This is a genomic window from Pseudomonas putida, from assembly GCF_009883635.2.
In the GTDB taxonomy this organism is placed as follows: domain Bacteria; phylum Pseudomonadota; class Gammaproteobacteria; order Pseudomonadales; family Pseudomonadaceae; genus Aquipseudomonas; species Aquipseudomonas putida_W.
Map to the genome: position 1 here is coordinate 445,372 of NZ_CP026115.2, position 25,498 is coordinate 470,869.

General features: G+C 62.0%; 31 protein-coding genes, 2 tRNA genes and 1 pseudogene. 21 read left to right on the forward strand and 13 right to left on the reverse strand.

Features of this window, described 5'->3' with window-relative positions; translation table 11 throughout:
* Nucleotides 1-138: 138 nt before the first annotated feature.
* From gorA to C2H86_RS02080, 5 genes are all read right to left on the reverse strand, one after another.
* Nucleotides 139-1,494, reverse strand: a complete 1,356-nt coding sequence (gene gorA, locus C2H86_RS02060) for a glutathione-disulfide reductase (protein WP_159411234.1) — start codon at nucleotides 1,492-1,494, stop codon at nucleotides 139-141.
* 99 nt (nucleotides 1,495-1,593) lie between these two features.
* Nucleotides 1,594-2,433: a UTP--glucose-1-phosphate uridylyltransferase GalU gene (galU, locus tag C2H86_RS02065; RefSeq protein WP_012273146.1), complete on the reverse strand. Its 840-nt coding sequence runs from the start codon at nucleotides 2,431-2,433 to the stop codon at nucleotides 1,594-1,596.
* A gap of 219 nt (nucleotides 2,434-2,652) precedes the next feature.
* Nucleotides 2,653-3,573 (reverse strand): c-type cytochrome, encoded by a 921-nt coding sequence (locus C2H86_RS02070; RefSeq protein ID WP_159411235.1) that lies wholly within the window; start codon nucleotides 3,571-3,573, stop codon nucleotides 2,653-2,655.
* The gene (locus C2H86_RS02075) at nucleotides 3,570-4,220 is read right to left on the reverse strand and encodes a c-type cytochrome (RefSeq protein ID WP_159411236.1); all 651 of its coding nucleotides are present in this window, start codon (nucleotides 4,218-4,220) and stop codon (nucleotides 3,570-3,572) included. Before C2H86_RS02075 ends, C2H86_RS02070 begins: the two co-directional genes overlap by 4 nt.
* A 145-nt stretch (nucleotides 4,221-4,365) precedes the next feature.
* A complete protein-coding gene (locus C2H86_RS02080; protein WP_159411237.1) occupies nucleotides 4,366-4,725 on the reverse strand; it encodes a hypothetical protein in 360 nt (119 codons plus the stop codon).
* Nucleotides 4,726-4,884: 159 nt separating this feature from the next.
* Here C2H86_RS02080 and C2H86_RS02085 point away from each other — a divergent pair, with 159 nt between their 5' ends.
* The 8 genes from C2H86_RS02085 to csrA all read left to right on the forward strand — a co-directional run bounded on the left by C2H86_RS02085 (nucleotide 4,885) and on the right by csrA (nucleotide 10,696).
* Nucleotides 4,885-5,187 carry a DUF1883 domain-containing protein gene (locus C2H86_RS02085; protein ID WP_008090281.1) on the forward strand — a complete coding sequence of 101 codons (303 nt, stop codon included), beginning with the start codon at nucleotides 4,885-4,887 and terminating at the stop codon, nucleotides 5,185-5,187.
* 8 nt (nucleotides 5,188-5,195) lie between these two features.
* The gene (locus tag C2H86_RS28160) at nucleotides 5,196-5,366 is read left to right on the forward strand and encodes a hypothetical protein (RefSeq protein WP_165837353.1); all 171 of its coding nucleotides are present in this window, start codon (nucleotides 5,196-5,198) and stop codon (nucleotides 5,364-5,366) included.
* Between the two features lie 24 nt (nucleotides 5,367-5,390).
* Nucleotides 5,391-6,467: an NAD(P)H-dependent flavin oxidoreductase gene (locus C2H86_RS02090; RefSeq protein WP_159411238.1), complete on the forward strand. Its 1,077-nt coding sequence runs from the start codon at nucleotides 5,391-5,393 to the stop codon at nucleotides 6,465-6,467.
* Nucleotides 6,468-6,632: 165 nt separating this feature from the next.
* A complete protein-coding gene (gene modA, locus C2H86_RS02095) occupies nucleotides 6,633-7,391 on the forward strand; it encodes a molybdate ABC transporter substrate-binding protein (RefSeq protein ID WP_159411239.1) in 759 nt (252 codons plus the stop codon).
* Nucleotides 7,391-8,071: a molybdate ABC transporter permease subunit gene (gene modB, locus C2H86_RS02100; protein WP_159411240.1), complete on the forward strand. Its 681-nt coding sequence runs from the start codon at nucleotides 7,391-7,393 to the stop codon at nucleotides 8,069-8,071. The genes modA and modB overlap by 1 nt, the downstream gene beginning before the upstream one ends.
* Nucleotide 8,072: 1 nt before the next feature.
* Nucleotides 8,073-9,164 (forward strand): molybdenum ABC transporter ATP-binding protein, encoded by a 1,092-nt coding sequence (gene modC / locus C2H86_RS02105; protein WP_159411241.1) that lies wholly within the window; start codon nucleotides 8,073-8,075, stop codon nucleotides 9,162-9,164.
* A gap of 57 nt (nucleotides 9,165-9,221) precedes the next feature.
* The gene (locus C2H86_RS02110; RefSeq protein WP_159411242.1) at nucleotides 9,222-10,244 is read left to right on the forward strand and encodes a DNA topoisomerase IB; all 1,023 of its coding nucleotides are present in this window, start codon (nucleotides 9,222-9,224) and stop codon (nucleotides 10,242-10,244) included.
* A 254-nt stretch (nucleotides 10,245-10,498) separates the two neighbouring features.
* Nucleotides 10,499-10,696: a carbon storage regulator CsrA gene (gene csrA, locus C2H86_RS02115; protein WP_012315047.1), complete on the forward strand. Its 198-nt coding sequence runs from the start codon at nucleotides 10,499-10,501 to the stop codon at nucleotides 10,694-10,696.
* A 68-nt stretch (nucleotides 10,697-10,764) separates the two neighbouring features.
* Here csrA and C2H86_RS02120 read toward each other — a convergent pair whose 3' ends face one another.
* The 4 genes from C2H86_RS02120 to C2H86_RS02135 form a co-directional block, all read right to left on the reverse strand.
* Nucleotides 10,765-11,118, reverse strand: a complete 354-nt coding sequence (locus tag C2H86_RS02120) for a response regulator (RefSeq protein ID WP_159411243.1) — start codon at nucleotides 11,116-11,118, stop codon at nucleotides 10,765-10,767.
* Between the two features lie 12 nt (nucleotides 11,119-11,130).
* Entirely contained in the window at nucleotides 11,131-12,576 is a 1,446-nt protein-coding gene (locus C2H86_RS02125; RefSeq protein WP_159411244.1) for an ATPase domain-containing protein, read from the reverse strand.
* Between the two features lie 5 nt (nucleotides 12,577-12,581).
* Nucleotides 12,582-13,742, reverse strand: coding sequence for a two-component system sensor histidine kinase NtrB (locus tag C2H86_RS02130; protein ID WP_159411245.1), 1,161 nt, complete (start codon nucleotides 13,740-13,742; stop codon nucleotides 12,582-12,584).
* Between the two features lie 84 nt (nucleotides 13,743-13,826).
* Nucleotides 13,827-14,030: a hypothetical protein gene (locus C2H86_RS02135; protein WP_430738609.1), complete on the reverse strand. Its 204-nt coding sequence runs from the start codon at nucleotides 14,028-14,030 to the stop codon at nucleotides 13,827-13,829.
* A 285-nt stretch (nucleotides 14,031-14,315) separates the two neighbouring features.
* Between C2H86_RS02135 and C2H86_RS02140 the strand changes: the two genes are divergently transcribed.
* Nucleotides 14,316-14,400, forward strand: a tRNA-Leu gene (locus C2H86_RS02140).
* Nucleotides 14,401-14,504: 104 nt separating this feature from the next.
* Nucleotides 14,505-14,918: a DoxX family protein gene (locus C2H86_RS02145; RefSeq protein ID WP_159411246.1), complete on the forward strand. Its 414-nt coding sequence runs from the start codon at nucleotides 14,505-14,507 to the stop codon at nucleotides 14,916-14,918.
* Nucleotide 14,919: 1 nt separating this feature from the next.
* Here the strand turns inward: C2H86_RS02145 and C2H86_RS02150 are convergent, their stop codons facing one another.
* Nucleotides 14,920-15,114 (reverse strand): hypothetical protein, encoded by a 195-nt coding sequence (locus tag C2H86_RS02150; RefSeq protein WP_159411247.1) that lies wholly within the window; start codon nucleotides 15,112-15,114, stop codon nucleotides 14,920-14,922.
* A 613-nt stretch (nucleotides 15,115-15,727) separates the two neighbouring features.
* Between C2H86_RS02150 and C2H86_RS02155 the strand changes: the two genes are divergently transcribed.
* The 3 genes and pseudogenes from C2H86_RS02155 (at nucleotide 15,728) to C2H86_RS02160 (ending at nucleotide 17,057) form a co-directional block, all read left to right on the forward strand.
* Nucleotides 15,728-16,402 (forward strand): polysaccharide lyase family 7 protein, encoded by a 675-nt coding sequence (locus C2H86_RS02155; RefSeq protein ID WP_159411248.1) that lies wholly within the window; start codon nucleotides 15,728-15,730, stop codon nucleotides 16,400-16,402.
* Between the two features lie 149 nt (nucleotides 16,403-16,551).
* Nucleotides 16,552-16,681: pseudogene (locus tag C2H86_RS28295) on the forward strand (type II toxin-antitoxin system HigB family toxin); the annotation flags it as partial.
* Nucleotides 16,682-16,685: 4 nt separating this feature from the next.
* Nucleotides 16,686-17,057 (forward strand): helix-turn-helix domain-containing protein, encoded by a 372-nt coding sequence (locus C2H86_RS02160; protein ID WP_110638711.1) that lies wholly within the window; start codon nucleotides 16,686-16,688, stop codon nucleotides 17,055-17,057.
* 130 nt (nucleotides 17,058-17,187) lie between these two features.
* Here C2H86_RS02160 and C2H86_RS02165 read toward each other — a convergent pair.
* Both C2H86_RS02165 and sohB read right to left on the reverse strand, forming a co-directional pair.
* Nucleotides 17,188-17,261, reverse strand: a tRNA-Cys gene (locus C2H86_RS02165).
* Between the two features lie 154 nt (nucleotides 17,262-17,415).
* A complete protein-coding gene (gene sohB / locus C2H86_RS02170) occupies nucleotides 17,416-18,435 on the reverse strand; it encodes a protease SohB (RefSeq protein ID WP_159411249.1) in 1,020 nt (339 codons plus the stop codon).
* Between the two features lie 195 nt (nucleotides 18,436-18,630).
* On the opposite strand from sohB, the gene C2H86_RS02175 reads away from it, so the two are divergent.
* The 4 genes from C2H86_RS02175 (at nucleotide 18,631) to C2H86_RS02190 (ending at nucleotide 21,757) form a co-directional block, all read left to right on the forward strand.
* Complete coding sequence (locus C2H86_RS02175; RefSeq protein WP_159411250.1) at nucleotides 18,631-19,341, forward strand: histidine phosphatase family protein; 711 nt, start codon at nucleotides 18,631-18,633, stop codon at nucleotides 19,339-19,341.
* Nucleotides 19,342-19,395: 54 nt separating this feature from the next.
* A complete protein-coding gene (locus tag C2H86_RS02180; protein WP_159411251.1) occupies nucleotides 19,396-19,713 on the forward strand; it encodes an SCP2 sterol-binding domain-containing protein in 318 nt (105 codons plus the stop codon).
* A gap of 185 nt (nucleotides 19,714-19,898) precedes the next feature.
* The gene (locus tag C2H86_RS02185; RefSeq protein WP_159411252.1) at nucleotides 19,899-20,966 is read left to right on the forward strand and encodes a phosphotransferase family protein; all 1,068 of its coding nucleotides are present in this window, start codon (nucleotides 19,899-19,901) and stop codon (nucleotides 20,964-20,966) included.
* A 23-nt stretch (nucleotides 20,967-20,989) separates the two neighbouring features.
* The gene (locus C2H86_RS02190; protein WP_159411253.1) at nucleotides 20,990-21,757 is read left to right on the forward strand and encodes an SDR family oxidoreductase; all 768 of its coding nucleotides are present in this window, start codon (nucleotides 20,990-20,992) and stop codon (nucleotides 21,755-21,757) included.
* Nucleotides 21,758-21,904: 147 nt separating this feature from the next.
* On the opposite strand, the gene C2H86_RS02195 is transcribed toward C2H86_RS02190, so the two are convergent.
* Nucleotides 21,905-22,255 (reverse strand): hypothetical protein, encoded by a 351-nt coding sequence (locus C2H86_RS02195; protein ID WP_159411254.1) that lies wholly within the window; start codon nucleotides 22,253-22,255, stop codon nucleotides 21,905-21,907.
* Nucleotides 22,256-22,358: 103 nt separating this feature from the next.
* Between C2H86_RS02195 and C2H86_RS02200 the strand changes: the two genes are divergently transcribed.
* From C2H86_RS02200 to C2H86_RS02215, 4 genes are all read left to right on the forward strand, one after another.
* Complete coding sequence (locus tag C2H86_RS02200) at nucleotides 22,359-22,652, forward strand: RcnB family protein (RefSeq protein WP_159411255.1); 294 nt, start codon at nucleotides 22,359-22,361, stop codon at nucleotides 22,650-22,652.
* A gap of 160 nt (nucleotides 22,653-22,812) precedes the next feature.
* Nucleotides 22,813-22,995, forward strand: coding sequence for a hypothetical protein (locus C2H86_RS02205; RefSeq protein ID WP_159411256.1), 183 nt, complete (start codon nucleotides 22,813-22,815; stop codon nucleotides 22,993-22,995).
* A gap of 74 nt (nucleotides 22,996-23,069) precedes the next feature.
* The gene (locus C2H86_RS02210; protein WP_103446745.1) at nucleotides 23,070-23,459 is read left to right on the forward strand and encodes a glycine zipper domain-containing protein; all 390 of its coding nucleotides are present in this window, start codon (nucleotides 23,070-23,072) and stop codon (nucleotides 23,457-23,459) included.
* Between the two features lie 154 nt (nucleotides 23,460-23,613).
* Nucleotides 23,614-25,443, forward strand: coding sequence for an SLC13 family permease (locus C2H86_RS02215; RefSeq protein ID WP_159411257.1), 1,830 nt, complete (start codon nucleotides 23,614-23,616; stop codon nucleotides 25,441-25,443).
* The last annotated feature ends 55 nt before the right edge of the window (nucleotides 25,444-25,498 follow it).

Here is a 25,498-nt window from a genome sequence, read left to right on the forward strand (position 1 = left end):
GCTCATTGGCAAAGCTCATGCTTGTGATTGGTTTTGGCTATAACCAGGGATAATTAATAGAAGGGAATGGGCTGAGCAAAGGATTGCGGCGTTTTCAAGCCCCCCATCGCCGGCTTACCGGCGATGGGGCCAGTGGCATCAGCGCGTGACTGTGCGCATGGTGACGAACTCTTCAGCGGCAGTCGGGTGCACGCCGATGGTCTCGTCGAACTGTAGCTTGGTCGCACCGGCCTTGAGGGCGATACCCAAGCCCTGGATGATCTCGCCGGCATCCGGGCCGACCATGTGGCAGCCCAGCACCTTGTCGGTCTCGGCGTCCACCACCAGCTTCATCAGGGTCTTTTCCTGGATGTCAGTGAGGGTCAGCTTCATGGCGCGGAAGCGGCTCTCGAAGATTTGCACCTTGTGCCCGGCTTCCAGCGCCTGCTCCTCGGTAAGGCCGACGGTGCCGATCGGTGGCTGGCTGAACACCGCAGTCGGGATGTTCTGGTAATCCACCGGGCGGTACTGCTCAGGCTTGAACAGGCGCCGCGCCACGGCCATGCCTTCGGCCAGGGCCACCGGGGTGAGCTGAACGCGGCCGATCACGTCGCCAATGGCCAGGATCGACGGGGCGGTGGTCTGGTACTGCTCGTCGACGCGGATGAAGCCGCGGGCATCCAGCTCCACGCCGGTGTTTTCCAGGCCCAGGTTGTCGAGCATCGGGCGGCGGCCGGTGGCGTAGAACACGCAATCGGCGACCAGCTCGCGGCCGTCCTTGAGGGTGGCTTTCAGGCTGCCGTCGTCGAGCTTGTCGATGCGCTGGATGTCGGCGTTGAACTGCAGGTTCAGGCCGCGTTTTTCCAGCTCTTCCTTGAGGTGGGTGCGCACTGAGCCGTCGAAGCCGCGCAGGAACAGGTCACCGCGATACAGCAAGGTGGTGTCGGCGCCCAGGCCCTGGAAGATGCCGGCGAACTCGACGGCGATGTAGCCACCGCCGACCACCAGCACGCGGCGCGGCAGCTCCTTGAGGTAGAACGCCTCGTTGGAGGTGATGGCCAGTTCCTTGCCCGGAATATCCGGCACCTGTGGCCAGCCGCCGGTGGCAATCAGGATATGCTCGGCGCTGTAGCGCTGGCCGTCCACTTCCACTTCGTTGGCGCCGGTGATGCGGGCATGGCCTTGCAGCAAAGTCACGCCGCTGTTCACCAGCAGGTTGCGGTAGATGCCGTTGAGGCGCTCGATCTCGCGGTTCTTGTTGGCGATCAGCGTACCCCAGTCGAAGTGGCCCTCTTCGAGGGTCCAGCCGAAGCCGGCGGCCTGTTCCAGCTCATCGGCGACGTGGGCGCCGTACACCAGCAGTTTTTTCGGCACGCAGCCGACGTTGACGCAGGTGCCACCCAGGTAGCGGCTCTCGGCCACTGCCACTTTTGCACCGAAGCTCGCAGCGAAGCGCGCCGCGCGCACACCGCCGGAACCGGCGCCAATCACGAACAGATCAAAATCGTAGGCCATGTATTCACTCTCCTAGGCAGGCGCCCAGCATAACGCCGTTGGCCGCCGCAAACAAAAAAGCCACCCCGAAGGGTGGCTCCTTGAACCTGCATTGGCGTATCAGTACGCCTTGCCGGCCTTGTAGAAGTTCTCGAAGCAGAAGTTGGTCGCCTCGATGTAGCCTTCGGCGCCACCGCAGTCGAAACGCTTGCCCTTGAACTTGTAGGCGATCACGTTGCCTTCGGCAGCCTGTTTCATCAGTGCGTCGGTGATCTGGATCTCGCCACCCTTGCCCGGCTCGGTCTGTTCGATTTTCTCGAAGATGTCCGGGGTCAGGATGTAGCGACCGATGATCGCCAGGTTGGACGGTGCGTCCTCCGGCTTCGGCTTCTCGACCATGGAGTCGACGCGGAAGATGCCGTCCTTGATCTCTTCGCCGGCGATCACGCCGTACTTGTTGGTTTCCTGTGGGTCGACTTCCTGGATGGCGACGATCGAGCAGCGGTACTTCTTGTACAGCGCGACCATTTGCGCGAGCACGCCGTCACCTTCGAGGTTGACGCACAGGTCATCCGCCAGTACCACGGCGAACGGTTCGTCACCGATCAGCGGGCGGCCGGTCAGGATGGCGTGGCCCAGACCTTTCATTTCGGTCTGGCGGGTGTAGGAGAACGAGCACTCGTCGAGCAGGCGACGGATACCGACCAGGTACTTTTCCTTGTCGGTGCCCTTGATCTGGTTTTCCAGCTCGTAGCTGATGTCGAAGTGGTCTTCCAGGGCGCGCTTGCCGCGGCCGGTGACGATGGAAATCTCGTTCAGACCAGCATCCAATGCTTCTTCAACGCCATACTGGATCAGTGGCTTGTTGACCACCGGCAGCATTTCCTTGGGCATGGCTTTGGTAGCAGGCAGGAAGCGAGTGCCGTAGCCGGCTGCCGGGAACAAGCATTTCTTGATCATAAACATCCTTAAACATAGGCGAGGCCTGTGGAATTCGGCGCAGTCTAATCAGGCGGCATGCAGCTTACAATGCCCTGCCTGTGACGACCGCTGCCATCATAGAGATAACCTAGTGTAGATAGTTCCAAAAAGTTCGTGAAAATGACGTCATCAGGCCCTTGCGCGGCCCTTATGGAAAACACCGCGCAAGGGCTGGCATGGCGCTGGCGCAACGCCCGCTCAGCTACCTGTGCCCTGCCCGATCAGCACTCCGTCGACCTGCTGGCCATACAAGTTGACGCCGTCGTTGGCATGGAACTTCAGCCGTGTCTTTTCGATGGACCCCTCGACCAGGCGCGGGTCCTGGGGGCGCTCGTGGCGGTTGACCCAGGCGGCCACGTCCCAGGCCTGCTGATCGCTCAGGCTGCCCGGTTTGCCCAGGGGCATGTTGTACTTGATGAACGATGCCGCAGTATTGATCCGGTGCATGCCAGCGCCCCAGTTGTAGGAGTCCTTGCCCCAGAGTGGCGGCATCACATATTCACCGGCCACCTTCTGCCCCTCGCCGTTGTCTCCATGGCAAATGGCGCATTGTTCGCGGTAGACCTGCTGGCCACGCTTGAAGTCGTAGCCCCCCTTTGGCTGCGCCACCTCGGGGTAACCGCGACCGGCAATTTCCACGCCGGTGGGCGCCTTGATCGAAAGCCAGTAGGCATATACGGCGAGCGCCGTCATCTGCGGGCTGTCGGCGGCCGGTGGCTTGCCGTTCATGCTGAACTGGAAGCAGCCCTGGATACGCTCGGCAAAGGTGTTCACCTTGTCGTTCTTCTTGCGGTAGGCCGGGTACATCGGATAAGCACCCCACAGCGGCGCGGAATGCGCCAGGCGGCCCTGGTCGAGGTGGCAGTTGCTGCAGTTCATGCCATTGCCGACCGCCTCGGGCATCAACCGGCGGGTATCGACAAACAATGCGTGGCCCTCGCGGACCATCTTGCCAAAGGCATTGTCCGGCAACTCGCTTTCGGCGGGTGGTGCGAATTGTGGCGCGGCCTGGGCACCGGGGACCTTCAGTTGCGACTGGTCTTCCATGGCGATGGGTGCCTGATTGGCAAAGGCAGTGCCCGTGGCCAGCAGCAGTAACGTTGGCAGCAAGGTTTTCATGGCTTGACCTCCGGGCTGGCGGAGTGGGCGAAGTACTCGGCAATCGCCTTGACTTCGGCGTCGGTCATGGCCTTGGCCACGCCTGCCATCAGCTGGTTGGGGTCATTGCTGCGGCTACCGTCGCGCCAGCCGTTGAGCTGTGCCATCAGGTAGGCGGCGGGCTGCCCGGCCAGCGGCGGGAAGTGCTCGCCGACACCGCTGCCACCAGGGCCATGGCACTGCGCGCATCCGGGGATCTGCCGGCCCCAGTCGCCGTAGAGGGCCAGGCGCTCGGTGGGGTTGCTTGCGATCTGTTGGCGACGCAGGTCTGGAGCAGGATCAACCGGCAGACCAGCCAGGTAATGGCTGACGGCCTCTATCTCATCTTCGCTCAGCGCTTTGGCCAACGGCTCCATGACCGGCTGCTGGCGGCTGCCAGTGCGCCAGTCATGCAGCTGCTTGCTCAGGTAACCGGCCGGTAGGCCAGCCAGGCGGGGGAACCCTGCGGCGGCAATGCCCTTGCCGTCCGGGCCATGGCAGCCCAGGCAGGCCATGGCGGCGGGGTTGGTCCCGCCCTGGGTGAAGACTTTCTGGCCATCGGCGGCATGCGCCGCAGGCCAGGCCAGGATCAGCAAGCTGCCGATCACGACGCGACTCAACGGTGTCATCACGAATCTCCATTTCTTTTGTTATAAGCTTAAGCCTAAAAAACATAAGCAAATGGATACTAGCCCTGTCAGGGAATTCGCAACAACGCTCGAACCGACTACTGGCTGGCAATTGGCCTTCTAAGCGCCGATCCGTTGAGCCAGGTCAACTGCCAGAGATGCACTCGGTCGTTGCCTCGCGCACATCACCCGGGCGCAGCGGGAAGTTGTTCATCCGCTCATGCAGCTTGATGCTGCTGCCGCTGCCGCGTTTGTGGATATCGAGCAACGCCGCCGGCCCGGCACCTGCCGTGAGTTTTTGCGGCACAATCAGACGCAATCCTTCATCGCGTTGTTCTTCCACCAAAGGGTCACGGCTCTTGGCCAGCTGCGCCTTGACGCAATCGGCGTATTCACGCGGCGTCTTGCCAGACATGACATCCATGGTTTCATGGGATTGCTCAAGTTCCGAAACACTGACACAACCTCCCAGCGCCAGGAACAACGCCGCCACCATCCACTTCATTTCCCGCACCTCGACTGACAAGAGAGCGTAGGACAACAGTCAGGCGGTTTTGCTCCCCGCTTTGGCCGTTTTATCTGCCATGTGCCATCAGGCGCGGCAGTGCAAGCCGACATCGTGGTATCGTTCGCCTTTGCAGAACCAAACATTGCGGGGCACCCCATGAAATTCGTACACCAGCGCGAGCACCTCAACGAGGACGACATCGTCGTCATCGAGTGCTCCCAGCGCTGCAACATCCGCCTGATGAACGACGCCAACTTCCGCAGCTTCAAGAATGGCGGCCGGCACACCTACCATGGTGGCCACTTCGAGCGCTTCCCGGCCAAGATCACTGTGCCGAGCACCGGTTTCTGGAACATCACCATCGATACCGTGACCACCCGCCCGATCTCGGTAACGCGCAAACCGACCCTGACCCACAAGATCAAGATCATCCGCCGCTCGTCGTCGAAACTCGGATAAGGCCTGCCATGACCCAGAACATCAAGTACGTCATCAAGTACAAGCTCGACGGCCAGCGCCGCTGGGACTTCGCCGTGATGGCCGACGCCTCGCACGAACAGGCCATGGAAGCCCTGCGCAAGATCCACGGCGAAGACGCCGAGAAGATCAGCGACATCCAGGTGAGCAAAGCACTGTAAGGCAACACCGACCAGGAGAAGCGCATGAGCAACTGGCCCGACCGTCGTATCCTCGATCTGCTGGGCATCGAGTTGCCCATTCTCCAGGCGCCAATGGCCGGTGCCAGCGGTGCGGCCATGGCCATTGCCGTGGCCAGGGCGGGTGGCCTGGGTGCCCTGCCCTGCGCCATGCTCACCGGCGACCAGGTGCGTGGCGAGATCGAAGCCTTCCGCGCCGCCTGCCCTGGCCAGCCGCTGAACCTGAACTTCTTCTGCCACCAGCCGCCAGCGCCCGACCCCGAGCGTGGCGCCCGCTGGAAGCAGGCACTGAAAGGGTACTACGCCGAAGTCGGCGCCGACTTCGATGCGCCTACGCCTGTTTCCAACCGCGCCCCCTTCGATGAGCAGAGCTGCCTGCTGGTCGAGCAGTTGCGCCCGGAGGTGGTGAGTTTCCACTTCGGCTTGCCGCAAACTGCACTGCTGCAGCGGGTCAAGGCCACGGGCGCCAAGGTGCTGTCCAGTGCCACCACGGTGGAAGAAGCGCAGTGGCTCGAAGCCAATGGCTGCGATGCGATCATCGCCATGGGCTATGAAGCCGGCGGCCATCGCGGCATGTTCCTCAGCGACGACATCACCAGCCAGATCGGCACCTTCGCCCTGGTGCCGCAAATTGCCGATGCCGTGCGCCTGCCAGTGATCGCCGCTGGCGGCATCGGCGACCACCGTGGCGTGGTGGCCGCCTTGGCCCTCGGTGCCAGCGCAGTGCAGATCGGCACGGCCTACCTGTTCTGCCCGGAGGCCAAGGTCTCCCCTGCCCACCGTCGCGCTCTGGACACCGCACCGGCCAGCGACACCGCGTTGACCAACCTGTTCACCGGGCGCCCGGCGCGTGGCATCAACAACCGCATCATGCGCGAGCTGGGGCCGATGAGCGATTTGGCGCCGCGCTTCCCGCTGGCGGGTGGCGCACTAATGCCGCTGCGAGCGATTACCGATGCGCAGGGCAACAGTGATTTCAGCAACCTGTGGTCGGGGCAGGCGCTGCGCCTGGGCCGGCATATGCCAGCTGAGCAGCTGACCCGGGAGATGGCCTCCAAGGCATTGGCGCAGATTGCTCGATAAGGCTTTAAAACTGTGTCTGTCTCTTCGCGGGCTTGCCCGCGAAGAGACAGACACAGGCAAACCATAACCCCCAAGCTATAACCCGTCCTCCAGCCCCTTCCAGACAAATGGTCTATCGCTATATAGTCAGCACCATAACGATAACCACCTCAAGGAGCTGTCTTCATGCGTAACCGTCTGTACCACTTGAGCGCCATCACCCTGGCCAGCCTGTTCTCCCTCAACAGCGCCTGGGCTGACGAGGTGCAGGTTGCGGTCGCCGCGAACTTCACCGCGCCGATCCAGGCCATCGCCAAGGACTTCGAGAAAGACACCGGCCACAAGCTGGTCGCCGCCTATGGCGCCACCGGGCAGTTCTACGCGCAGATCAAGAACGGTGCGCCGTTCGAGGTGTTCCTCGCCGCCGACGACAGCACCCCGAAGAAGCTGGAAGAGGAAAAGGAAATCGTCCCGGGCTCGCGCTTCACCTACGCCACCGGCACCCTGGCCCTGTGGTCGGCCAAGCCGGGCTATGTGGATGACAAGGGTGAAGTACTGAAGAAGAACCAGTTCCAGCACCTGTCCATCGCCAACCCGAAAGCCGCCCCTTACGGCCTGGCCGCCACCCAGGTGCTGGACAAGCTGAAGCTGACCGAGGCCACCAAGGCCAAGATCGTCGAAGGCCAGAACATCACCCAGGCCTACCAGTTCGTCTCCACCGGCAACGCCGAGCTGGGCTTCGTCGCCCTGTCGCAGATCTACAAGGACGGCAAGGTCGAAAGCGGTTCGGCCTGGATCGTCCCGGCCAACCTGCACGAGCCGATCCTGCAGGATGCGGTCATCCTCAACAAAGGCAAGGGCAACCCGGCTGCCAAGGCCCTGGTCGACTACCTGAAAGGCCCGAAAGCCGCAGCGGTGATCAAGTCCTACGGTTATGAAATCTGATGCCACTGGACGCCAGTGACTTCGGCGCGGTCTGGCTGACCATCAAACTGGCCAGCCTGACCACGCTGATCCTGCTGATTATCGGCACGCCCATCGCCTGGTGGCTGGCGCGCACGCGCTCGTGGCTGCGCGGGCCGGTGGGCGCGGTGGTGGCGCTGCCACTGGTGCTGCCGCCGACGGTGATCGGCTTCTACCTGCTGATCGCCCTCGGCCCGCACGGCTGGCTCGGCCAGGCGACCCAGGCCATGGGCCTGGGTACCGTGGTGTTCAGCTTCACGGGCCTGGTGATCGGCTCGACGGTGTACTCCATGCCCTTCGTGGTGCAGCCGCTGCAAAACGCCTTCGACGCCATCGGCCAGCGCCCGCTGGAAGTGGCCGCGACCCTGCGCGCCAGCCCCTGGGACACGTTCGTGCATGTGGTGCTGCCGCTGGCCCGGCCCGGCTTCGTCACCGCCAGCATCCTCGGCTTTGCCCATACCGTGGGCGAGTTCGGTGTGGTGCTGATGATCGGTGGCAACATCCCCGACAAAACCCGCGTGGTCTCGGTGCAAATCTTCGATCACGTCGAGGCCATGGAATATTCGCAAGCCCACTGGCTGGCCGGTGCCATGCTGGTATTCTCGTTCCTGGTACTGCTCCTGCTCTACGCCGGGCGCCGTAGCAAAGCTGGCTGGAGCTGAAATGAGCGGATCGATTGTGGCGCGCCTGAAGCTGGCGCGCGACGACTTCACCCTGGACGTCGACCTGAACCTGCCAGGCCGCGGCATCAGCGCGCTGTTTGGCCATTCCGGTTCGGGCAAGACCTCGTGCCTGCGCTGCCTGGCCGGGCTGGAACGGGCGGCCAGTGCCTATATCGAGGTCAACGGCGAGGTCTGGGAGGACAGCGCCCGCGCTCACTTCCTGGCACCGCACCTGCGGCCGGTGGGCTACGTGTTCCAGGAGGCCAGCCTGTTTGCGCACCTGTCGGTGCGCGGCAACCTGGAGTTCGGCTGGAGGCGCATCGCCCCGGCCGAGCGCAAGGTCAGCCTCGACCAGGCCTGCCAACTGCTGGGCATCGGCCACCTGCTCGAACGCAAGCCGGCCACCTTGTCGGGCGGCGAGGCCCAGCGGGTCGGCATTGCCCGCGCACTGCTCAGCAGCCCGCGCCTGCTGTTGATGGACGAACCGCTGGCCGCACTCGACGGCCCACGTAAGCGCGAGATCCTGCCATACCTCGAACGCCTTCACGACGAACTGGACATCCCACTGATCTACGTCAGCCATGCCCAGGACGAAGTGGCACGGCTGGCCGACCACCTGGTGCTGCTGGAGCAAGGCCGGGCCATGGCCAGTGGGCCGATCGGCGAGACCTTGGCCCGCCTCGACCTGTCCCTGGCCCAGGGCGAGGACGCCGGAGTGGTCTTCGAGGGCATGGTCGTCGGCCACGACCCGCACTACGACCTGCTCGACCTGCGCCTGCCCGGCAGTGACGCGCCATTGCTGCGCATCGCCCACCCGGCGCACAGCATGGGCAGCACCTTGCGGGTCAAAGTCCAGGCCCGGGATGTGAGCCTGGCACTGCGCGCCGACAGCACCTCGAGCATTCTCAACCGCTTGCCGGTGCGGGTGCGCGAAGCGCGTCCGGCAGACAACCCGGCGCATGTGCTGGTCAGCCTGGATGCCGGCGGCAACGCCTTGCTGGCGCGCATTACCCGGTTCTCGGCGGACCAGCTTGGCCTGCACCCAGGCCAGGCGCTGTTCGCCCAGATCAAGTCGGTGGCACTGCTGGGCTGAGCATCTTCGCGGTGGCCGTTGTCCATTGATCAGTGACTTGATCGAGGCCTGCCGCCGATGCTCGACTGCCCTCTGCCACCCAGCCTGCATTATGTTGATGACAGCCAACCGGGGCTGACCCGGCGTCGCTGGCGCGACCGTTTCATCTACCTCGATGACCAGGGGCAGCGCATACGCGACAAAGAAACCCTGGCGCGCATCGCCGCACTGGTCATCCCACCGGCCTACACCGATGTCTGGATCTGCAGCGACCCGCAGGGCCACCTGCAAGCCACCGGCCACGATGCCCGAGGCCGCAAGCAGTATCGCTACCATGCGCAATGGCGCGAACTGCGCGACCAGCACAAATACGGGCGCATGCTGGCCTTTGCCCAGGCCCTGCCCAAGCTGCGGGCACAACTGGAAGCACACCTGGCCCGCCCGGGCCTTGACCGTGAAAAGGTCATGGCGCTGGTGGTAAGCCTGCTCGACCACACACTCATCCGCATCGGCAACCAGCGCTATCTGCGCGACAACCAGTCCTATGGACTGACTACCCTGCGCAATCGCCACGTAGAGGTGAAAGGCAGCACTGTGCGCTTCCAGTTCCGCGGCAAGCGCGGCGTCGAGCACAACGTCACACTGCGTGACCGGCGTCTGGCCAACCTGCTCAAGCGCTGCATGGAATTACCCGGGCAGGCGCTGTTCCAGTACCTGGACGAAGACGGCCAGCGGCACAGCATCGGCTCCAGCGAGGTCAACCAGTTCCTGCAACAACTGACTGGCGCCGATTTTACCGCCAAGGACTACCGCACCTGGGCCGGTAGCAGCCTGGCCCTGAGCCTGCTCAGGCCCCTGGCCTGGGAGCCGGAAAGCGAGGCAAAGCGCCAGGTCGCGACCATCGTCAAGCAGGTCGCCGCTCGCCTGGGCAACACCCCGGCGGTGTGCAGGCGCTGTTATATCCACCCGGCCGTGCTCGAACATTATGCCCTCGGGCGCCTGGCCGACTTGCCCGGGCGCCGCGTGCGCAAGGGGCTGGATGCCGAAGAGGTGGCTTTGCTGCTGTTCCTTCAGGCCCTGGAAACAGCAGACGATGATTGAGCCGAACTATTCGGCCTATCATGCAGAGAAATTTCCCATAAAGGCCGAAGCCCCCTATTCTTGCCACCGAGCACCTTCGCCGACACGCTTAGCAGCATTTACCTCGGCACCTGCAACTAAAGACACGCAACAGAATTTGTCTTTCGGGGAATTACTATCCGCCGAAAGCGTCTTTAATGAGAAGGAAGAGGGACAAGCTCCCACCGTTGCAGCCCAATGGCCCGACGGATTTCGACATCACCAAGGAGAACTACATGCTGATACTCACCCGTAAGGTTGGCGAAAGTATCGTCATCAACGATGACATCAAAGTCACCATTCTGGGCGTAAAAGGGATGCAGGTGAGGATTGGCATCGATGCACCAAAGGATGTTCAGGTGCACCGTGAAGAGATCTTCAAGCGCATCCAGGCCGGCAGCCCGGCTCCGGAAAAGCACGACGACCAACACTGACCCGAGCCTCGCTTCAAGCCGCACGGACGCGCTTGATCGAATGGCCGGCGCAAGCCACAACCTGAACCTCAGGTGCCGAGCAGCTCGCGCACCTTGGCGATCATCTCGTCCATGTCGAACGGCTTTTCGAAGACCGCAGCAAACTGCTCCGGGCGCCCTTGGCCGGCCTGGGCGCCGCTCATGAGGATCACCGGCAGGTCAGGCAGCTCCAGTTCGTCGCGAATCGCCCGCACCAGCTCCTCACCATTGAGCACCGGCATCATGTAGTCGGTAATCACCAGCTCCACACGCTTTTCTTTCAGCGCTTCCAGGGCCTTGCGCCCGTTGCTCGCCTTTTCCACCAGAAAGCCTTCGTCCTCCAGGGCAAAGCCGAGGATATCGGCGATCAGGTATTCGTCATCGACGATCAGGATGGTGTTCATCGGCAGGCCCCGTCAGCCACCCCCTTGCGGTACCGGAGTACCCGACAGTACACCGCAGGCGCCCTCGAACGCCTTGCGCAGGCTGATACCCTGCTGCCCGATAAGCAATTCGTGCAGCGCGGGGTCGTGATGACTGTCGCGCACCTTCAGGATCGACAGCATGCGCCGCAGTTGTGAATCCAGCTCGACGAAGCGCATCAGCATGAGGTTGTCGACGATGCTCGACAGGTCTGGCGCCGGGGCGGTGATTTCCGAACCGAAAATATCACGCATCTCCCAGGTGAGCATGACGCTGACATCCCGCGCCCGCAGCTCGCCAGCCAGGGCTCGGAAGAACGCATTGAGCCGCGCCGGGTCGGTCGCCAGGCGGCTGAACGCGCCCAGGCTGTCGATCAGCACGCGCTTGCTGCCCTGCCGCTCGACCTGCTCGAGCAGGCGCGCGCCCACCTGGTCCAGCAGGCCTTCAGTGGTCGGTTGCCAGCACAGTTGCAAGGCACCCACGCGCTCCAGCGCAGCGAAGTCGTAACCCAGCGATGCAGCCTTCAGCCTCAGCCTCGCGGGGGTCTCGTAGAAGCCAAAATGCAAGGCCGGCTGCTCGGCGCTGGCCGCCGCCAGAAATGCCAGCCCCAAGGAGGTCTTGCCAATCCCCGAGGGCCCCATCAACAAGCTGACCGAGCCCAGTGTCAGGCCCCCGCCCAGCATGTCATCCAATGCCTCGACACCCGTGGATACCCGGCTCAGTGAGGCACTGCCAAGCTGGCTGGGGTGGCTGTAAAGCGATTCCAGTCGCGGATAGACGTGCATCCCCGCCTCATCGATCAGGCACTCATGGCGCCCGGACAACGCCCCGCTGCCCCGAGTCTTGCGCAACTGCACATGGCGCACCGCGCGGCTACCGACCAGTTGCTCGCCCAACTCGATCACACCATCGACCATGGTGTGCTCCGGGCTGTTGTCCTCCAGGCGGGCGCTGGTCAGCAGCAGCACGGTACAACCCGCGAACGCCGCATGGCCCTGCAATTCCGAGACGAACTTCTTGGTATCCAGCGCCGTTTCGGCACGCACCCGGGCATTGAGTACCCCGTCGACGATCAGCAGGCTCGCCTGCTGCCTGCCGATTTCCTGACGCAGCAACTTGACCACCGCATCGAGCCCTTCCTGCTCCAGGGTGTCGAAGGCACTGACGAACTGGATCTGGTCACCGACCAGCGCCGGGTCAAAAAATTCGAGGGTCGCCAGGTACTGGAACAGGCGCTCGTGGGACTCGCTGAGCAAGGTCGCCACCAGCACCTTGCCCCCGTCACGCACATGGCTGCAGGCCAGTTGGTTGGCCAGGATGGTCTTGCCCGCACCGGGCGGCCCCTGAACGATGTAGGAAGCGCCCGCGACCAGGCCGCCCTTGAGCAGCGCGTCGAGACCTTCGATTCCCGTAACCAGCCGTTTGAGTGCCTGCACCATGGTGGCTACCTGTCGTGTTGTGCCCCTGCGTCGGGCTGATAGGCCGGCAGATACAGGCGCATGCATGTGCCATGGCCGGGCGTGCTTTCGACGCTGATGGCGCCATTGCTCTGTTTGGCAAAGCCATAGACCTGGCTGAGGCCAAGGCCGGTGCCCTTGCCGAAAGGCTTGGTGGTGAAAAATGGCTCGAAGATGCGCGGCAGCACCTGCGGGTCGATACCGTCACCACTGTCATTCACTTTGAAGCACACGAACGTGCCGTGCAGTCCCTCTACTTCGCCTGCCAAATCGACCGTCAGTACCGCCAGGTCGATCGTACCCCGCTCGCCGATCGCATCGCGCGCATTGAACAGCAGGTTGAGCAGCACCATCTGCAACTGCCCGGTATCCACCTCGATCAGCGGCAGATCGGGCTGCAGGTACTCCTGCAACACGATTTCACGCGGCAGTGCGTGCTCCAGCAGGCCACGCGTGGATTCCAGCAGCCTGGCCGGGGCGATCAGCGAAACATCGAGTTGCCGATGGCGGGCGAAGCTGAGCAGTTGCTGGGTCAGCTCGGTGCCACGCTGCCCGGCATCGAGAATGTGCTCGAGCATGCGCTGCACTCGCACCGGGTCCTGGCTGGCCTGCGCCAGGCGCGCTGAGTTGATGATGATGGTCAGCAGGTTGTTGAAGTCGTGCGCCAGGCCGCCGGTGAGCTGGCCCAGCGCTTCGAGCTTCTGCGCCTGGAACAGCTGGGCACGTACGGCGTCGAGCTGCAGCGCCGATTCGCGCCGGTCGGTGATATCACGTGTGACCTTGGCCAGGCCGACGATCTGCCCCTGTTCATCACGGATTACATCCAGCGCGGCCAGGGCCCAGAACTGCGTGCCGTCCTTGCGTACGCGCCAGCCTTCGTCCTGCGCTACACCCTGCTCCAGGGCCTGCTTGAGCAGGCGCTCCGGGCGCCCTTCGGCGCAATCCTGAGGGGTGAAGAACAGCGAGAAATGCCGGCCTATGACTTCTTCGGCACGGTAGCCCTTGATCCGTTGGGCACCTGCGTTCCAGGACACCACATGGCCAGTGGGGTCGAGCATGTAGATGGCGTAGTCCACCACCGATTGCACCAGCTGCTCATAGCGGCTGGCGGGCATTACCGGGTGATCGATACAGTCGGCTGAAACCATGCAAACTCCACAGGCACAGCAGGAGGGACCTGATTAGATTAGCCAAGCGTACACTTCTGCAACCGCGTGCGCTGCAACAGATTATCAATGCTCGGGTTCGACCATGACCGGGCTGACGCGCCGCGGCATCGCCACTTTGAGCAGCCACAGGCCCACCAGCAGAATCAGACCGCCCCCTGCCAGCGCCATCAAGCGCTGCGGTTGCGGGTGTTCGGCATCGAAACCGAGCATCAGCAGGTAGCCACCGAGGGTAATCAGGCTGAGGTACAGAAAAGCGCCCATCAGCATGACCTGCGCGAACAACAGGCGCCAGAACAACCGAGGACGGACAGTACGCCTGGGGGCAACCGGCGGAACGGCCTGGGACATGACATCACACTCATTGGATCCAATGAAGTGGGCAACAGTGGCCTAATGACAGCAAGGTGTCAATTGCCCATTCGATCGACGCCCTCATTGCTTTGATCATAGGTGCTGCGATTGACTCAACTATAACAATGGGTTATAAAGCGCTCTTGATTGTCAGGCCCTTCTGCCTAGAAGCGCGCCGGTCGATACGACCCTGTCAAGCGTGCGAGTGTGGTGGAATTGGTATACACAGCAGACTTAAAATCTGTCGGCGTGAGCCTTGCGGGTTCGAGTCCCGCCACTCGCACCAAACTCTTTTGAAAAGGCGCCCTTGCGGCGCCTTTTTGCTGCCCGGCAGCAATCCCCCGCGCAACTGCTAGAGTGGAGCTTGTCTCCATCCCTTGGTATGCCGCCATGCGCTACTCCCTGCTCGATGGTCAACGCGACATCATCCTCCTGATCGCCCGCGTGCTGCTCATGATCCTCTTCGTCCTTTCCGGCTGGGCCAAGCTCACCGGCTTCGAAGGCACGGTCGGCTACATGACCTCACTGGGCGCCCCTGCCCCGATGCTGGCGGCGGCGGTTGCGGTGATCATGGAGTTCGTTGTCGGCATCCTGCTGATCCTGGGCTTCTACACCCGCCCGCTGGCCTTCCTGTTTGCCCTGTTCGTGCTGGGGACCGGGCTGCTTGGCCATCCGTTCTGGAACATGGTCGACCCAGCGCGCGCCGCCAACATGACCCAGTTCCTGAAAAACCTCAGCATCTGCGGCGGCCTGCTGGTGTTGGCAGTCAGCGGCCCAGGGCGCTTCTCGGTCGACGGGCGCTGATTCAGTCGTCCAGGTCGTCGTGCCAGGCTGGGTGATCGCGCTCTTCGTCATCGAGGTCATCCAGCAGCTCTTCGTCTTCCTCGACCTCGTCCTCGGCGCCTTGGGCATCCGCTTCAGGGTCGTAGTCTTCATAGTGGAATTCGTGATCGAGCAGGTGATCGTGCTCGGGTTCGTGCAAGTCGTCTTCGTCGCGCATGGTGGCTCCTGGAAATCTGGCTCGCCTGTATAGGCGCATCGTTGGCGGTGGTCAATGGATTGCGGTTAATGCTGACTTAACCAGCGGGCCTCAGGCTGAAATCTCTCCCTTCAAAACGTCTGTTGCCCGCCTTCATGGCGGGCTTTTTTGCTCATGAAGAATGTCGACACGCTATCAACGTGCACTTCACGAGTTCATGACAAGTGCTTTGGCACTCTGTCCCTGCTCCGTACGTTCTTTAGGACCCGCCACTGGTTGGCGGGTTTTTCTTTTTCCGGGTACTGGAAATGTGTACGGAAGGTTGTCGCATCCTATGCCTGAGCGCACGCAGGCGAGCACCTCATCGCCAGAAAAAATCCGAGCAAAGCCCTTGAGCCGGGCTTTTCTTTGGCTTTCACCCGCATACCTGAGCCACTTTCTTACCCTTCATCTCCCCTTGCTTGTTTGCAGGCCTTGCAAAAAAATCATTCGAATGTACTGTATATGCATACAGCAAACACACATTCCAAAACATCCGCCTGCGCATTCACGAGTGCCCAGCCGGATGCGGAGGAACGCATCATGGTTGGAAGGCAATCGTGCCAGGCCAATGATTTTATCGTCAGGAGTTTTTATGACCGTAAACATCAGCAATCTAACGATCGCTACCCCAGTGGCAGTCTCTTCAACGAACCCAGTCGCGCTTGAGCTCAATGGCGCCGAGGCCATCGCTGAGTTCCCCAGCGTGGTAAAAGTGCTTAGCGACGGGTCGGTTCAGTTCACGGCACCGACCAAAGGGGCTTCGAGCAAGAGCACCCACAGAACCCGTTGCGAGTGGTCGGAGACACAAAACTGGAAGCTGGGCAGCGCCCCGGACCACTGGAATCGCCAGACCATGACCCTGACCAAGGTCAACTCGGCGCAAAAGGTCGTCGTCAGCCAGATGCACGTCAGGGGGGACGACAGTCCGCCGGTGAAGGTGTTCTGGAACAAGGGCAACATCACCCTGGGTTTCCGGACGTCCTACAACCAGACCAACCCGGTGAACAGCACCCTCCTGCAGGGCGTGCCGCTTGGCACGAAATTCGACGTGATCATTCACGCCACCTCGGCGGGTGAGGTCAAGGTGACCGCCAGGTGCAACGGCGTCTCCAGAACATCGAGTGAACTGCAGCTCGATGATAGTTGGGACACTCGCCTGTTCGAATTCCATGGGGGGATCTACAACCAGGTCGATTACACCGATGCGACGCCGGCCGATGATGGGTCGGTGTGCATCATCAGTGAGCTTTCGCTTAGCCATGGCTGAATGCCGGGTCCAATGAATAACCCGCAGATCCCTTCTGCGGGTTTTTAGAATAGAGAAGGCCGAACGGAATCGAGCCGATATGGCGCGAATCCTTGCCACTCACAACAACCTCTTGCTGGAAGTCCCAAGATGGGACTACGATACCAATCATTAAGATCATCGCCATCAGCCAGCTTAAGGCGGGAAACCTACCCGGACGCCGAGCAGCCGCTACTCGCATGGATCGACGAAGCCAGGAAGGCCACGTGGACCAGTCCGGACGCAATCAAACGGCAGTACACTCATGAATATCCGCCCAATCCGCACTGACGAAGACTACCGGGCAGCGCTCAAGGAAATTTCACCACTGTTCGAAAATGAGCCCGAGCCAGGCACCGCTGAGGGTGACTTTTTTGAAGTCATGATCACGTTGATCGAGGCTTACGAGGCAAAGCATTTTCCGGTTGATTTGCCGGACCCCATCGAAGCCATCAAGTTTCGCATGGAGCAGTCCGGGCTTACTGCTGCGGATCTGGCGCCCGCTATCGGCAAGACCAATCGGGTGTACGAAGTGCTTAACAGAAAGCGCTCATTGACACTCCCCATGATTTGGAGGTTGCACAAGCTGTTTGGCATACCAGCGGAAAGCCTGATCAAGCCTGTCAAAGTAGCTTGAAGCACTTTTTTATGCCCTTATCCATTTGGGCATCGCCGGTCACTGAAAAGCCAAGGTTTCGGAACTCATGGCTTTTTTGAGCCCATAAATAAAAGCCCCGCAGACTCTCATCTGCGGGGCTTTCGAATGGTGGAGGCCGAGGTCGGAATCGAACCGGCGTAGACGGATTTGCAATCCGGAGCATAACCACTTTGCTACTCGGCCTCAAAGTTCGGATCTAGTAGCTTGCGCTTCACTATCTCCTTGAAACACCGCACCTTTTTCAAAGTTTGCTGCGTTTCGATGGGCGCCATTATGTCCGCATTCCTTTCACCTTGCAACCCCCTGAACGAAAAAAAATTTCAACGGGTTCAAGGTGTTAGCGCAGGCGCCCGAGTTTACTCCACAAACCTACCACGGTGTTCTCAACCGTGCCGCTGGCCGCCATGCCGATACGCTCCTGCAAACTCTTGCGCTCGGCATAGTGCAGGTGGAACAGGTTGGCCGTGCGGGCGCGGTCGCTGAGGTACTCGTCACTGGTCTGCAGGGCATCGACCAGCTTGCGGTTCAGTGCGGCTACGCCAAGCCAGACCTCACCGGTGGCCACTTCATCAATGTGCAGTTGCGGGCGGTAGCGGGCCACGAAGTCCTTGAACAGTTGGTGGGTGATGTCCAGGTCTTCCTGGAACTTTTCCCGGCCCTTCTCGGTGTTTTCGCCAAATACGGTCAGGGTACGCTTGTACTCGCCGGCGGTCAGCACTTCGAAATCGATGTCGTGCTTCTTCAACAGGCGGTTGACGTTGGGCAGTTGCGCGACCACACCGATCGAACCCAGCACAGCGAATGGCGCGCTGACGATCTTCTCGCCGATACAGGCCATCATGTAACCGCCGCTGGCCGCGACTTTGTCGATACACACGGTGAGCGGGATGCCGGCCTGGCGGATGCGCGCCAGTTGCGAGGCCGCCAGGCCATAGCTGTGCACCAGGCCGCCGCCGCTTTCCAGGCGCAACACCACTTCATCGCGTGGGGTGGCGAGGGTCAGCAGCGCGGTGATCTCGTTTCGCAGGCTTTCGGTGGCGGAAGCCTTCATATCACCGTCGAAGTCGAGCACGAACACCCGGCCTTTCTCTTCGGCCTTGCCCTTCTTCTGCTGTTTTTCCGCCTTGGCCTGCTGCTTGCGCAGGGCCTTGAGCTGGGACTTGTCGAGCAGGCCGCTTTCCAGGCGCTCGCGCAAGTCTTTATAGAATTCGTTGAGGCGGGTGACCTGCAACTGCCCACCGGCCTTGCGCCTCCCCTTGCCGCGCAAACCGGCGATAGCGGACAACACCACCAGGATGGCAATCACCAGGGTGGCGGTTTTGGCGAGAAAGCTTGCGTATTCGGCAAGAAACTCCACGTTGACTCCTTATGAACCTGCGCCAGATCGGCGCGAAACTCTAGCAAGCATACCGTTGCGCCCGTGCCCTCGCCAGCCGAGGTAAACGCTGGCAACACAGTTCAAACAACCTTTTCAAACGCTTGTATGTTTTTTCGTTGACAGCCTGTGTGGCGCATCCTAACCTCGCAGCAACCTCCAACGCCGGATACCGCAGTGGGCAATCTCTACCTGATCCGACATGGCCAAGCCTCCTTCGGTGCGGACGACTACGACGTCCTCTCGCCCATCGGTGTGCGCCAGAGCCAAGCCTTGGGTGAACACCTCGCCCAGCTCGGCCTGCGCCTGGACCGCTGCGTGGCCGGTGATCTGCGGCGACAGCAAGACACGGCCCGGCACGCACTGCAGGCGATGAACGCCGGCGGTTGCGCGGTACCGGCCATTGAGACCGACCCGGCGTTCAATGAGTTCGACGCCGACGGCGTGATTCGTGCCCTGCTGCCTGGCCTGCAGACTGAGGAGCCGCATGCCCTGGATGTTCTGCGCAACGGTGCGCAGAACCGCAGCGAGTTCCAGCGCCTGTTCGCCCTGATGGTGCAGCGCTGGCACGCAGGTGAGCATGCCGATGACGGCCTGGAGACCTGGCAGGCCTTTACCGCACGGGTCGAAGCCGGCCTGCAGCGGGTGCTGGGCACTGCTAAGAGTGGCGACAACATTGCCGTGTTCACCTCCGGAGGCACCATCGCCGCCCTGCTCCACCTGATTACCCGAATCACCCCCAGCCAGGCCTTTGCGCTGAACTGGCAGATCATCAACACGTCGCTCAGCCAGCTGAAGTTCCGCGGCCGCGACGTGACATTGGCTTCCTTCAACAGCCAAGCCCACGTGCAGCTGTTGAGGGCGCCGGAGCTCATCACCTACCGTTGAGCCCGGCCCGTTGTGTCCTTGCGGACGCGAATATCACTTAACAAGGAAAACACCATGAGCGATGTAGCTAAAGCCGTCGAGGCAATGAAAGCAAAATTCAACCCAGCTGCTGCTGAAGGCCTGGACCTGGTGTTCGGCTTCAACATCACCGACGAAGACAAGCACTATGCGCTGCTGGTCAAGGACGGCACCTGCGAAATTCAGGAAGGTGAGAATGCTGACGCCAACTGCACCCTGGTGCTGGACAGCGAAACCCTGAAGGGCATCGTCAGCGGTGAAACCGACGGCATGCAGGCCTTCATGGGCGGCAAGCTGCGCGTCGAAGGCGACATGATGCTGTCGATGAAACTCAGCGAGCTGTTCCCTTCCTGAGTGATGGGCACAACGCACGATGAGAAAACCGAAGCCTGAACGGCTTCGGTTTTTTTTTGCCCGGCATTCGGTGCAGTGATCGACCAGCAACACCCTCACCTATATGGCACCTGGCACGCTTGTTCCACGACCGCCAGGCCATTAGATTAGCCAATAGTCCTTGCGCCAGATAATAAGGAAAACGCATGACGCTCACCGACCAGTCCACCCAGGTACGCCCCGGCGAAGAACTCGACGCGGCCGTCATCGATCCTTACCTGAAGGACCACATTGCCGGCCTCGAGGGCACACCGAGCATCAGCCAGTTCCCTGGCGGCGCGTCCAACCTCACCTACCTGGTCAGCTACCCGGGCCGTGAATTCGTGTTGCGCCGCCCACCGTTCGGCCAGAAGGCCAAGTCGGCCCATGACATGGGCCGCGAGTTCCGCATCCTCAACCAGCTCAACAGCGGCTTCCCGTACTGCCCCAAAGCCTACGCCCATTGCACCGACGAATCGCTGATCGGTGGCGAGTTCTACGTGATGGAGCGGGTCAAGGGCGTGATTCTGCGCTCCGACATCCCCGCCGAGCTGGGCCTGGACGCCGCCCGTACCGAGGCCTTGTGCAAAAGCTTCATCGACCGCCTGGTCGAGCTGCACCAGGTGGACTACCACGCCTGCGGCCTGGCCGACCTGGGCAAGCCGGAAGGTTACGTGCAGCGCCAGATCGAGGGCTGGACCAGCCGCTACGAAAAAGCCCTGACTCCCGATGCCCCGCGCTGGGAAAACGTGATCGCCTGGCTGCGCGAGAAGATGCCCGCCGACCACCCGCGCCCGGGCATCGTGCACAACGACTACCGCTTCGACAACGTGATTCTCGATGCCGACAACCCCATGCGCATCATCGGTGTGCTCGACTGGGAAATGGCCACCATCGGTGACCCGCTGATGGACCTGGGCAACAGCCTGGCCTACTGGATCGAGGCCAGCGACCCGGCGCCGGTGCAACTGATGCGCCGCCAGCCGAGCAATGCCCCGGGCATGCTCACCCGCCGCCAGTTCGTCGATTACTACGCCGAGCGCGCCGACATCCGCCTGGACAACTTCGATTACTACTATTGCTACGGCCTGTTCCGCCTGGCCGGCATCGTCCAGCAGATCTACTACCGCTTCTACCACGGCCAGACCCAGGACAAACGCTTCGCCCAGTTCATTCACATGAACCGGCTGCTGGAGCAAATGAGCCTGCAGGTCATCGGCAAGTCCACGCTCTGACGCCAGACAACAAGGAAAACAGCATGTCCAAGACCCAACTGTTCGACCTCGACGGCAAGATCGCATTCGTCTCCGGTGCCAGCCGTGGCATCGGCGAAGCCATTGCCCATCTGCTGGCCCAGCAGGGCGCCCATGTGATCGTCTCCAGCCGCAAGCTGGAGGGCTGCCAGCAAGTGGCCGAGGCCATCATCGCAGCGGACGGCAAGGCCACGCCGGTTGCCTGCCATATTGGTGAACTGGAGCAGATCCAGCAGGTGTTCGCCGGCATCCGCGAACAGTTCGGGCGCCTGGATATCCTGGTCAACAACGCGGCCACCAACCCGCAGTTCTGCAACGTGCTCGACACCGACCCGAATGCCTTCCAGAAGACCGTCGATGTGAATATCCGCGGCTACTTCTTCATGTCGGTGGAGGCCGGCAAGCTGATGCGCGAGAACGGTGGCGGCAGCATCATCAACGTGGCCTCGATCAACGGCGTTTCGCCGGGCCTGTTCCAAGGCATCTATTCGGTGACCAAAGCTGCAGTGATCAACATGACCAAGGTGTTCGCCAAGGAATGCGCGCAGTTCGGCATTCGCTGCAACGCCCTGCTGCCAGGCCTGACCGACACCAAGTTCGCCTCCGCCCTGGTGAAGAACGACGCCATCCTCAATGCCGCGCTGCAGCAGATCCCGCTCAAGCGGGTGGCTGATCCCAAGGAAATGGCAGGGGCCGTGCTGTACCTGGCCAGTGATGCCTCCAGCTACACCACCGGCACTGCGCTGAATGTCGACGGTGGGTTCCTGTCCTGACGTACATTCTTTCTTTGTGAGCTTGCCCCGCGAACACCGGCGAAGCCGGTGCCAGGCTCCGCGCCGCCTTCTTCGCGGGACAAGCCCGCTCCCACAGGGATCGCGCCGACTGCTATGAACTGAGCAAGACAGTTCCCGCAAGAGGTACTAAAGGCAGGTCGCCGCCGCCGCCCGGCGCTGCAGGGCCATGCCATCATTCTTCTGCGCGTAGTAATCCACGCGCGTCCCGCCCGCCTGCGGATACACATCCACGAACGACTCCGCCTCGCGCGTATAAACAGTCAACCCGCCCTGCTTGCGTGGCTCCAGGTAGCCACTGGCATCGTCGCCGAACACATCCTCTTTCTGCCAGCTGAACTGGATGCACTGAGCCACCAGTTCCGGCGCCTTGCGTGAATCGAGCTGGGCCGTCGGCTTGCCGCCCCGCGCCGTATCCATGGTCGCGCTCGCGCAACCGACCAACACCAGCGCCGCAGCCATCGGCATAATTGCTCGCATGTTCCATCCTCGGGGCAAAAAAGAAAGCGACTCTAGCACCCCGAATGAATTGTCCCAAGCAAGCCGTTGTCGCAAGGAAAGCCTATCAATCAAGGAGACCGTGATGAAAGCCAAACGTCTGTTACCTGCGCTGTTGTTCACCGCCCTGCCACTGATGGCACTGGCTGCACCGTCTGCTGAAGAGAGCATCAAGGCGCCGGAAACGCACAACCGTGAACTCAAGGTCGGCGACAAGGCCCCGGACCAGTACAAACGCGACGATCAGACCATCGCCGACTGGAAAGCCAAGGGCTTGCCTGCGCCCGAAAAAGAAAGCCACTGGGTGCGCATGGGTGAGCACTATGTGCTGATTCAGATCACCAACGGTGTGGTGCTGGCCATTCATCCCGCATCCTGAGGCGAGCCACGCAGAACTCCTGCCTTTTAGTGACTACAGCCGTGCCAGCATGCCATTCATCGCTCGCACGGCATTTTTTTGCGCCCCATGGAAACCAAATGGATCGATCCCAGTCTCAGTGAGTGCCCCGTAAACCTTTGCGGATCAAGGACCTATCGTTATGACCCGCTTTGCAAGCTTTTCGCTGATCGCTGCCATTCTGCTGCTTTCCGGCTGCTATCACCATCACCACCGTGATGACGATGGCTGGCGCGACGATGATCGCGGCCACCGTCATCACCACCGGCACGACCGCGATGACGACGATGACCGCCAATGGCGCGGTGACCGCTACTACCGCTGAAGCGTCTCCCCTACCCTGACCCGCCGCCCAACCGTGCGGCACCTTAACCTGATGATTCCTTCGAGGTTCCAATCATGCGTCTGACTCTACCTTCCCTCGCTCTTGGCCTGCTGCTGTGCCAAGGCGCTTTCGCCGGTGACGGTACTGCCGCCATTGGCGGTGGCCTGGGTGGTGTGCTGGGCAACGTTGTCGGCCAGCAAATGGGCGGCCGCACCGGCGCAGCCATCGGCGCCGGTGTCGGCGGTGCAGCCGGTAGTGCGGTAGCGGCGAAGAAAGGCAACCGTACCGAAGCCGCCATCGGCGGTGGCCTGGGTTCGGCCGGCGGCTCGCTGCTGGGCGGCGCGGTAGGTGGCAAGAATGGCTCTACCATCGGTGCCGGCCTGGGCGGCGCAGCCGGTGGTGCCCTGGGCAACCACCTGGGCGACAACGGTGGCAGCAAGAAGCACCATCACCGCCGTCACTGAGTGATGACAACGAAAAGGGCCGCAACTTGCGGCCCTTTTCATTTGTGGCAAGCGTGCAAACCTTGCAGCACATCAACACCACTTTCACCGCAAGCTGCCACTCTGACTGCTACTGTCTTTCGTGCCCCCTTGAGTGAAGGAACACCCCCGCCCCATGAACCAGGAACTGCTCTGGGTCCTCGGCCTGCTGGCTGTCGTCGTCATCCTCTTCGTCATCAACCGGCCGCGCATGGACGTGGTCGCCCTGCTGGTGATCCTCGCCCTGCCGCTGTCGGGCATCCTTACCGTGGAACAGGCCTTGGCCGGTTTCAGCGACCCCAACGTGGTGCTGATCGCCGCCCTGTTCGTGATCGGCGAAGGGCTGGTGCGCACGGGCATCGCCTACCGCATCGGTGAGTGGATGAGCGAACGAGCCGGTAACAGCGAGGCCCGCCTGCTGGTCTTGCTGATGGTGTCGGTGGCCGGGCTGGGCTCGGTGATGAGTTCGACCGGTGTGGTGGCGATCTTCATCCCGGTGGTGCTGAGCATTGCCGCACGCCTGAAGCTGTCACCCAGCCGGCTGATGATGCCGCTGAGCTTCGCCGGCCTGATCAGTGGCATGCTCAGCCTGGTGGCCACGCCCCCCAACGTGGTGGTGCACAGCGAGCTGGTACGCCATGGCGAGCCCGGTTTCAGCTTCTTCAGTTTCACCCCGTTCGGCCTGGTGGTGCTGGTGCTGGGCATCGGGTACATGTTGCTGACCCGCCACTGGCTCAATGGTGAAGTGCGCAAGGACGGTCGCGTGGAGAGCCGGCGCACGCTGCTCGACCTGGTGCTCGACTACAAGCTCAGCGGCCGCGAACGGCGCCTGCGCATCCGCCCGCAGTCGCCACTGATCGGCCATACCCTGGGCGAACTGGAGCTGCGTACAAAGCACGGCGCCAACGTGATCGGCATCGAACGCCAGCACAAGTTCACCACCCGGGTGATCGCCGCCGACTCAGGCACCGTCCTGCACCAGGGCGATGTGCTGCTGCTCGACCTGTTCGCCAATCGTGACGACTTGCGCAACCTGTGCCAGACCATGCAACTGGAACCGCTGCACTTCAAGGCGGCCTACTTCATCGACCAGTCACAGGACCTGGGCATGGCAGAAGTGTCACTGCCGCCAGGCTCGCAACTGATCGGCAAGAGCATTCTGGAGCTGGCCTTCCGCAGCCGCTACGACCTCAACGTGGTCGGCCTGCGCCGCGAACAGGCAGCCATCGAAGAGCAACTGGTGGAAGAGAAACTGCGCCTCGCAGACACCCTGCTGGTGGTCGGCCCGTGGAAGGCCGTGCGCCAGCTACAGAGCCAGCCAAAGGACTTCCTGGTCTTGAGCCTGCCGGCCGAAATCGATCAGGTCGCGCCCGCCCGCACCCGGGCACCGCACGCGCTGGTGAGCCTGGCAGTGATGGTCGGGCTGATGGTCAGCGGTGCCGTGCCCAATGTCATCGCCGCGCTGATCGGCTGCCTGCTGATGGGCGCCGGGCGCTGCATCGACATGAACAGCGCCTACCGGGCCATTCACTGGCAGAGCCTGGTGCTGATCGTCGGCATGCTGCCGTTCGCCCAGGCTCTGCAGAAAACCGGCGGCATCGACCTGGCCGTGGGCGGGCTGGTCAGCCTGCTGGGCGGGGCCGGGCCACTGGCCATGCTGGCCTGCCTGTTCACGGTAACGGCTGTCATTGGCCTGTTCATTTCCAACACTGCCACTGCCGTGCTGATGGCACCCGTGGCGATCAGCACGGCCACGCAACTGGGCATGTCGCCCTATCCGTTCGCCATGACGGTGGCCCTGGCAGCATCGGCGGCGTTCATGACGCCGGTGTCTTCACCCGTCAACACCCTGGTGCTCGGCCCGGGCCAGTACCGCTTTGGCGACTTCTTCAAAGTCGGCGTGCCCTTCACTGTGCTGGTGATGCTGGTGACGGTCCTGATGGTGCCCTGGTTCTTTGGTCTTTAGGCTATCTGGCAAGGAATAGAGGCTATTTGACATCAACTTGCACGATCACGGCAGA

What these genes read in the sequence shown, in the direction of transcription:
- C2H86_RS02190 (WP_159411253.1), top strand. Translation starts at nt 20,990, where the DNA reads ATGTCCAAGACCCAACTGTTCGACCTCGACGGCAAGATCGCATTCGTC.
- galU (WP_012273146.1), bottom strand. Translation starts at nt 2,433, where the DNA reads ATGATCAAGAAATGCTTGTTCCCGGCAGCCGGCTACGGCACTCGCTTC.
- C2H86_RS02195 (WP_159411254.1), bottom strand. Translation starts at nt 22,255, where the DNA reads ATGCGAGCAATTATGCCGATGGCTGCGGCGCTGGTGTTGGTCGGTTGC.
- C2H86_RS02135 (WP_430738609.1), bottom strand. Translation starts at nt 14,030, where the DNA reads ATGCTGATGGGCGCTTTTCTGTACCTCAGCCTGATTACCCTCGGTGGC.
- C2H86_RS02110 (WP_159411242.1), top strand. Translation starts at nt 9,222, where the DNA reads ATGCTCGACTGCCCTCTGCCACCCAGCCTGCATTATGTTGATGACAGC.
- csrA (WP_012315047.1), top strand. Translation starts at nt 10,499, where the DNA reads ATGCTGATACTCACCCGTAAGGTTGGCGAAAGTATCGTCATCAACGAT.
- C2H86_RS02150 (WP_159411247.1), bottom strand. Translation starts at nt 15,114, where the DNA reads ATGCGCGACGAAGACGACTTGCACGAACCCGAGCACGATCACCTGCTC.
- C2H86_RS02090 (WP_159411238.1), top strand. Translation starts at nt 5,391, where the DNA reads ATGAGCAACTGGCCCGACCGTCGTATCCTCGATCTGCTGGGCATCGAG.
- C2H86_RS02160 (WP_110638711.1), top strand. Translation starts at nt 16,686, where the DNA reads ATGAATATCCGCCCAATCCGCACTGACGAAGACTACCGGGCAGCGCTC.
- C2H86_RS02145 (WP_159411246.1), top strand. Translation starts at nt 14,505, where the DNA reads ATGCGCTACTCCCTGCTCGATGGTCAACGCGACATCATCCTCCTGATC.
- C2H86_RS02070 (WP_159411235.1), bottom strand. Translation starts at nt 3,573, where the DNA reads ATGAAAACCTTGCTGCCAACGTTACTGCTGCTGGCCACGGGCACTGCC.
- C2H86_RS02180 (WP_159411251.1), top strand. Translation starts at nt 19,396, where the DNA reads ATGAGCGATGTAGCTAAAGCCGTCGAGGCAATGAAAGCAAAATTCAAC.
- gorA (WP_159411234.1), bottom strand. Translation starts at nt 1,494, where the DNA reads ATGGCCTACGATTTTGATCTGTTCGTGATTGGCGCCGGTTCCGGCGGT.
- C2H86_RS02210 (WP_103446745.1), top strand. Translation starts at nt 23,070, where the DNA reads ATGCGTCTGACTCTACCTTCCCTCGCTCTTGGCCTGCTGCTGTGCCAA.
- C2H86_RS02185 (WP_159411252.1), top strand. Translation starts at nt 19,899, where the DNA reads ATGACGCTCACCGACCAGTCCACCCAGGTACGCCCCGGCGAAGAACTC.
- modB (WP_159411240.1), top strand. Translation starts at nt 7,391, where the DNA reads ATGCCACTGGACGCCAGTGACTTCGGCGCGGTCTGGCTGACCATCAAA.
- C2H86_RS02120 (WP_159411243.1), bottom strand. Translation starts at nt 11,118, where the DNA reads ATGAACACCATCCTGATCGTCGATGACGAATACCTGATCGCCGATATC.
- C2H86_RS02080 (WP_159411237.1), bottom strand. Translation starts at nt 4,725, where the DNA reads ATGAAGTGGATGGTGGCGGCGTTGTTCCTGGCGCTGGGAGGTTGTGTC.
- C2H86_RS02085 (WP_008090281.1), top strand. Translation starts at nt 4,885, where the DNA reads ATGAAATTCGTACACCAGCGCGAGCACCTCAACGAGGACGACATCGTC.
- C2H86_RS28160 (WP_165837353.1), top strand. Translation starts at nt 5,196, where the DNA reads ATGACCCAGAACATCAAGTACGTCATCAAGTACAAGCTCGACGGCCAG.
- C2H86_RS02205 (WP_159411256.1), top strand. Translation starts at nt 22,813, where the DNA reads ATGACCCGCTTTGCAAGCTTTTCGCTGATCGCTGCCATTCTGCTGCTT.
- C2H86_RS02215 (WP_159411257.1), top strand. Translation starts at nt 23,614, where the DNA reads ATGAACCAGGAACTGCTCTGGGTCCTCGGCCTGCTGGCTGTCGTCGTC.
- modA (WP_159411239.1), top strand. Translation starts at nt 6,633, where the DNA reads ATGCGTAACCGTCTGTACCACTTGAGCGCCATCACCCTGGCCAGCCTG.
- C2H86_RS02125 (WP_159411244.1), bottom strand. Translation starts at nt 12,576, where the DNA reads ATGGTGCAGGCACTCAAACGGCTGGTTACGGGAATCGAAGGTCTCGAC.
- C2H86_RS02155 (WP_159411248.1), top strand. Translation starts at nt 15,728, where the DNA reads ATGACCGTAAACATCAGCAATCTAACGATCGCTACCCCAGTGGCAGTC.
- C2H86_RS02200 (WP_159411255.1), top strand. Translation starts at nt 22,359, where the DNA reads ATGAAAGCCAAACGTCTGTTACCTGCGCTGTTGTTCACCGCCCTGCCA.
- modC (WP_159411241.1), top strand. Translation starts at nt 8,073, where the DNA reads ATGAGCGGATCGATTGTGGCGCGCCTGAAGCTGGCGCGCGACGACTTC.
- C2H86_RS02130 (WP_159411245.1), bottom strand. Translation starts at nt 13,742, where the DNA reads ATGGTTTCAGCCGACTGTATCGATCACCCGGTAATGCCCGCCAGCCGC.
- C2H86_RS02075 (WP_159411236.1), bottom strand. Translation starts at nt 4,220, where the DNA reads ATGACACCGTTGAGTCGCGTCGTGATCGGCAGCTTGCTGATCCTGGCC.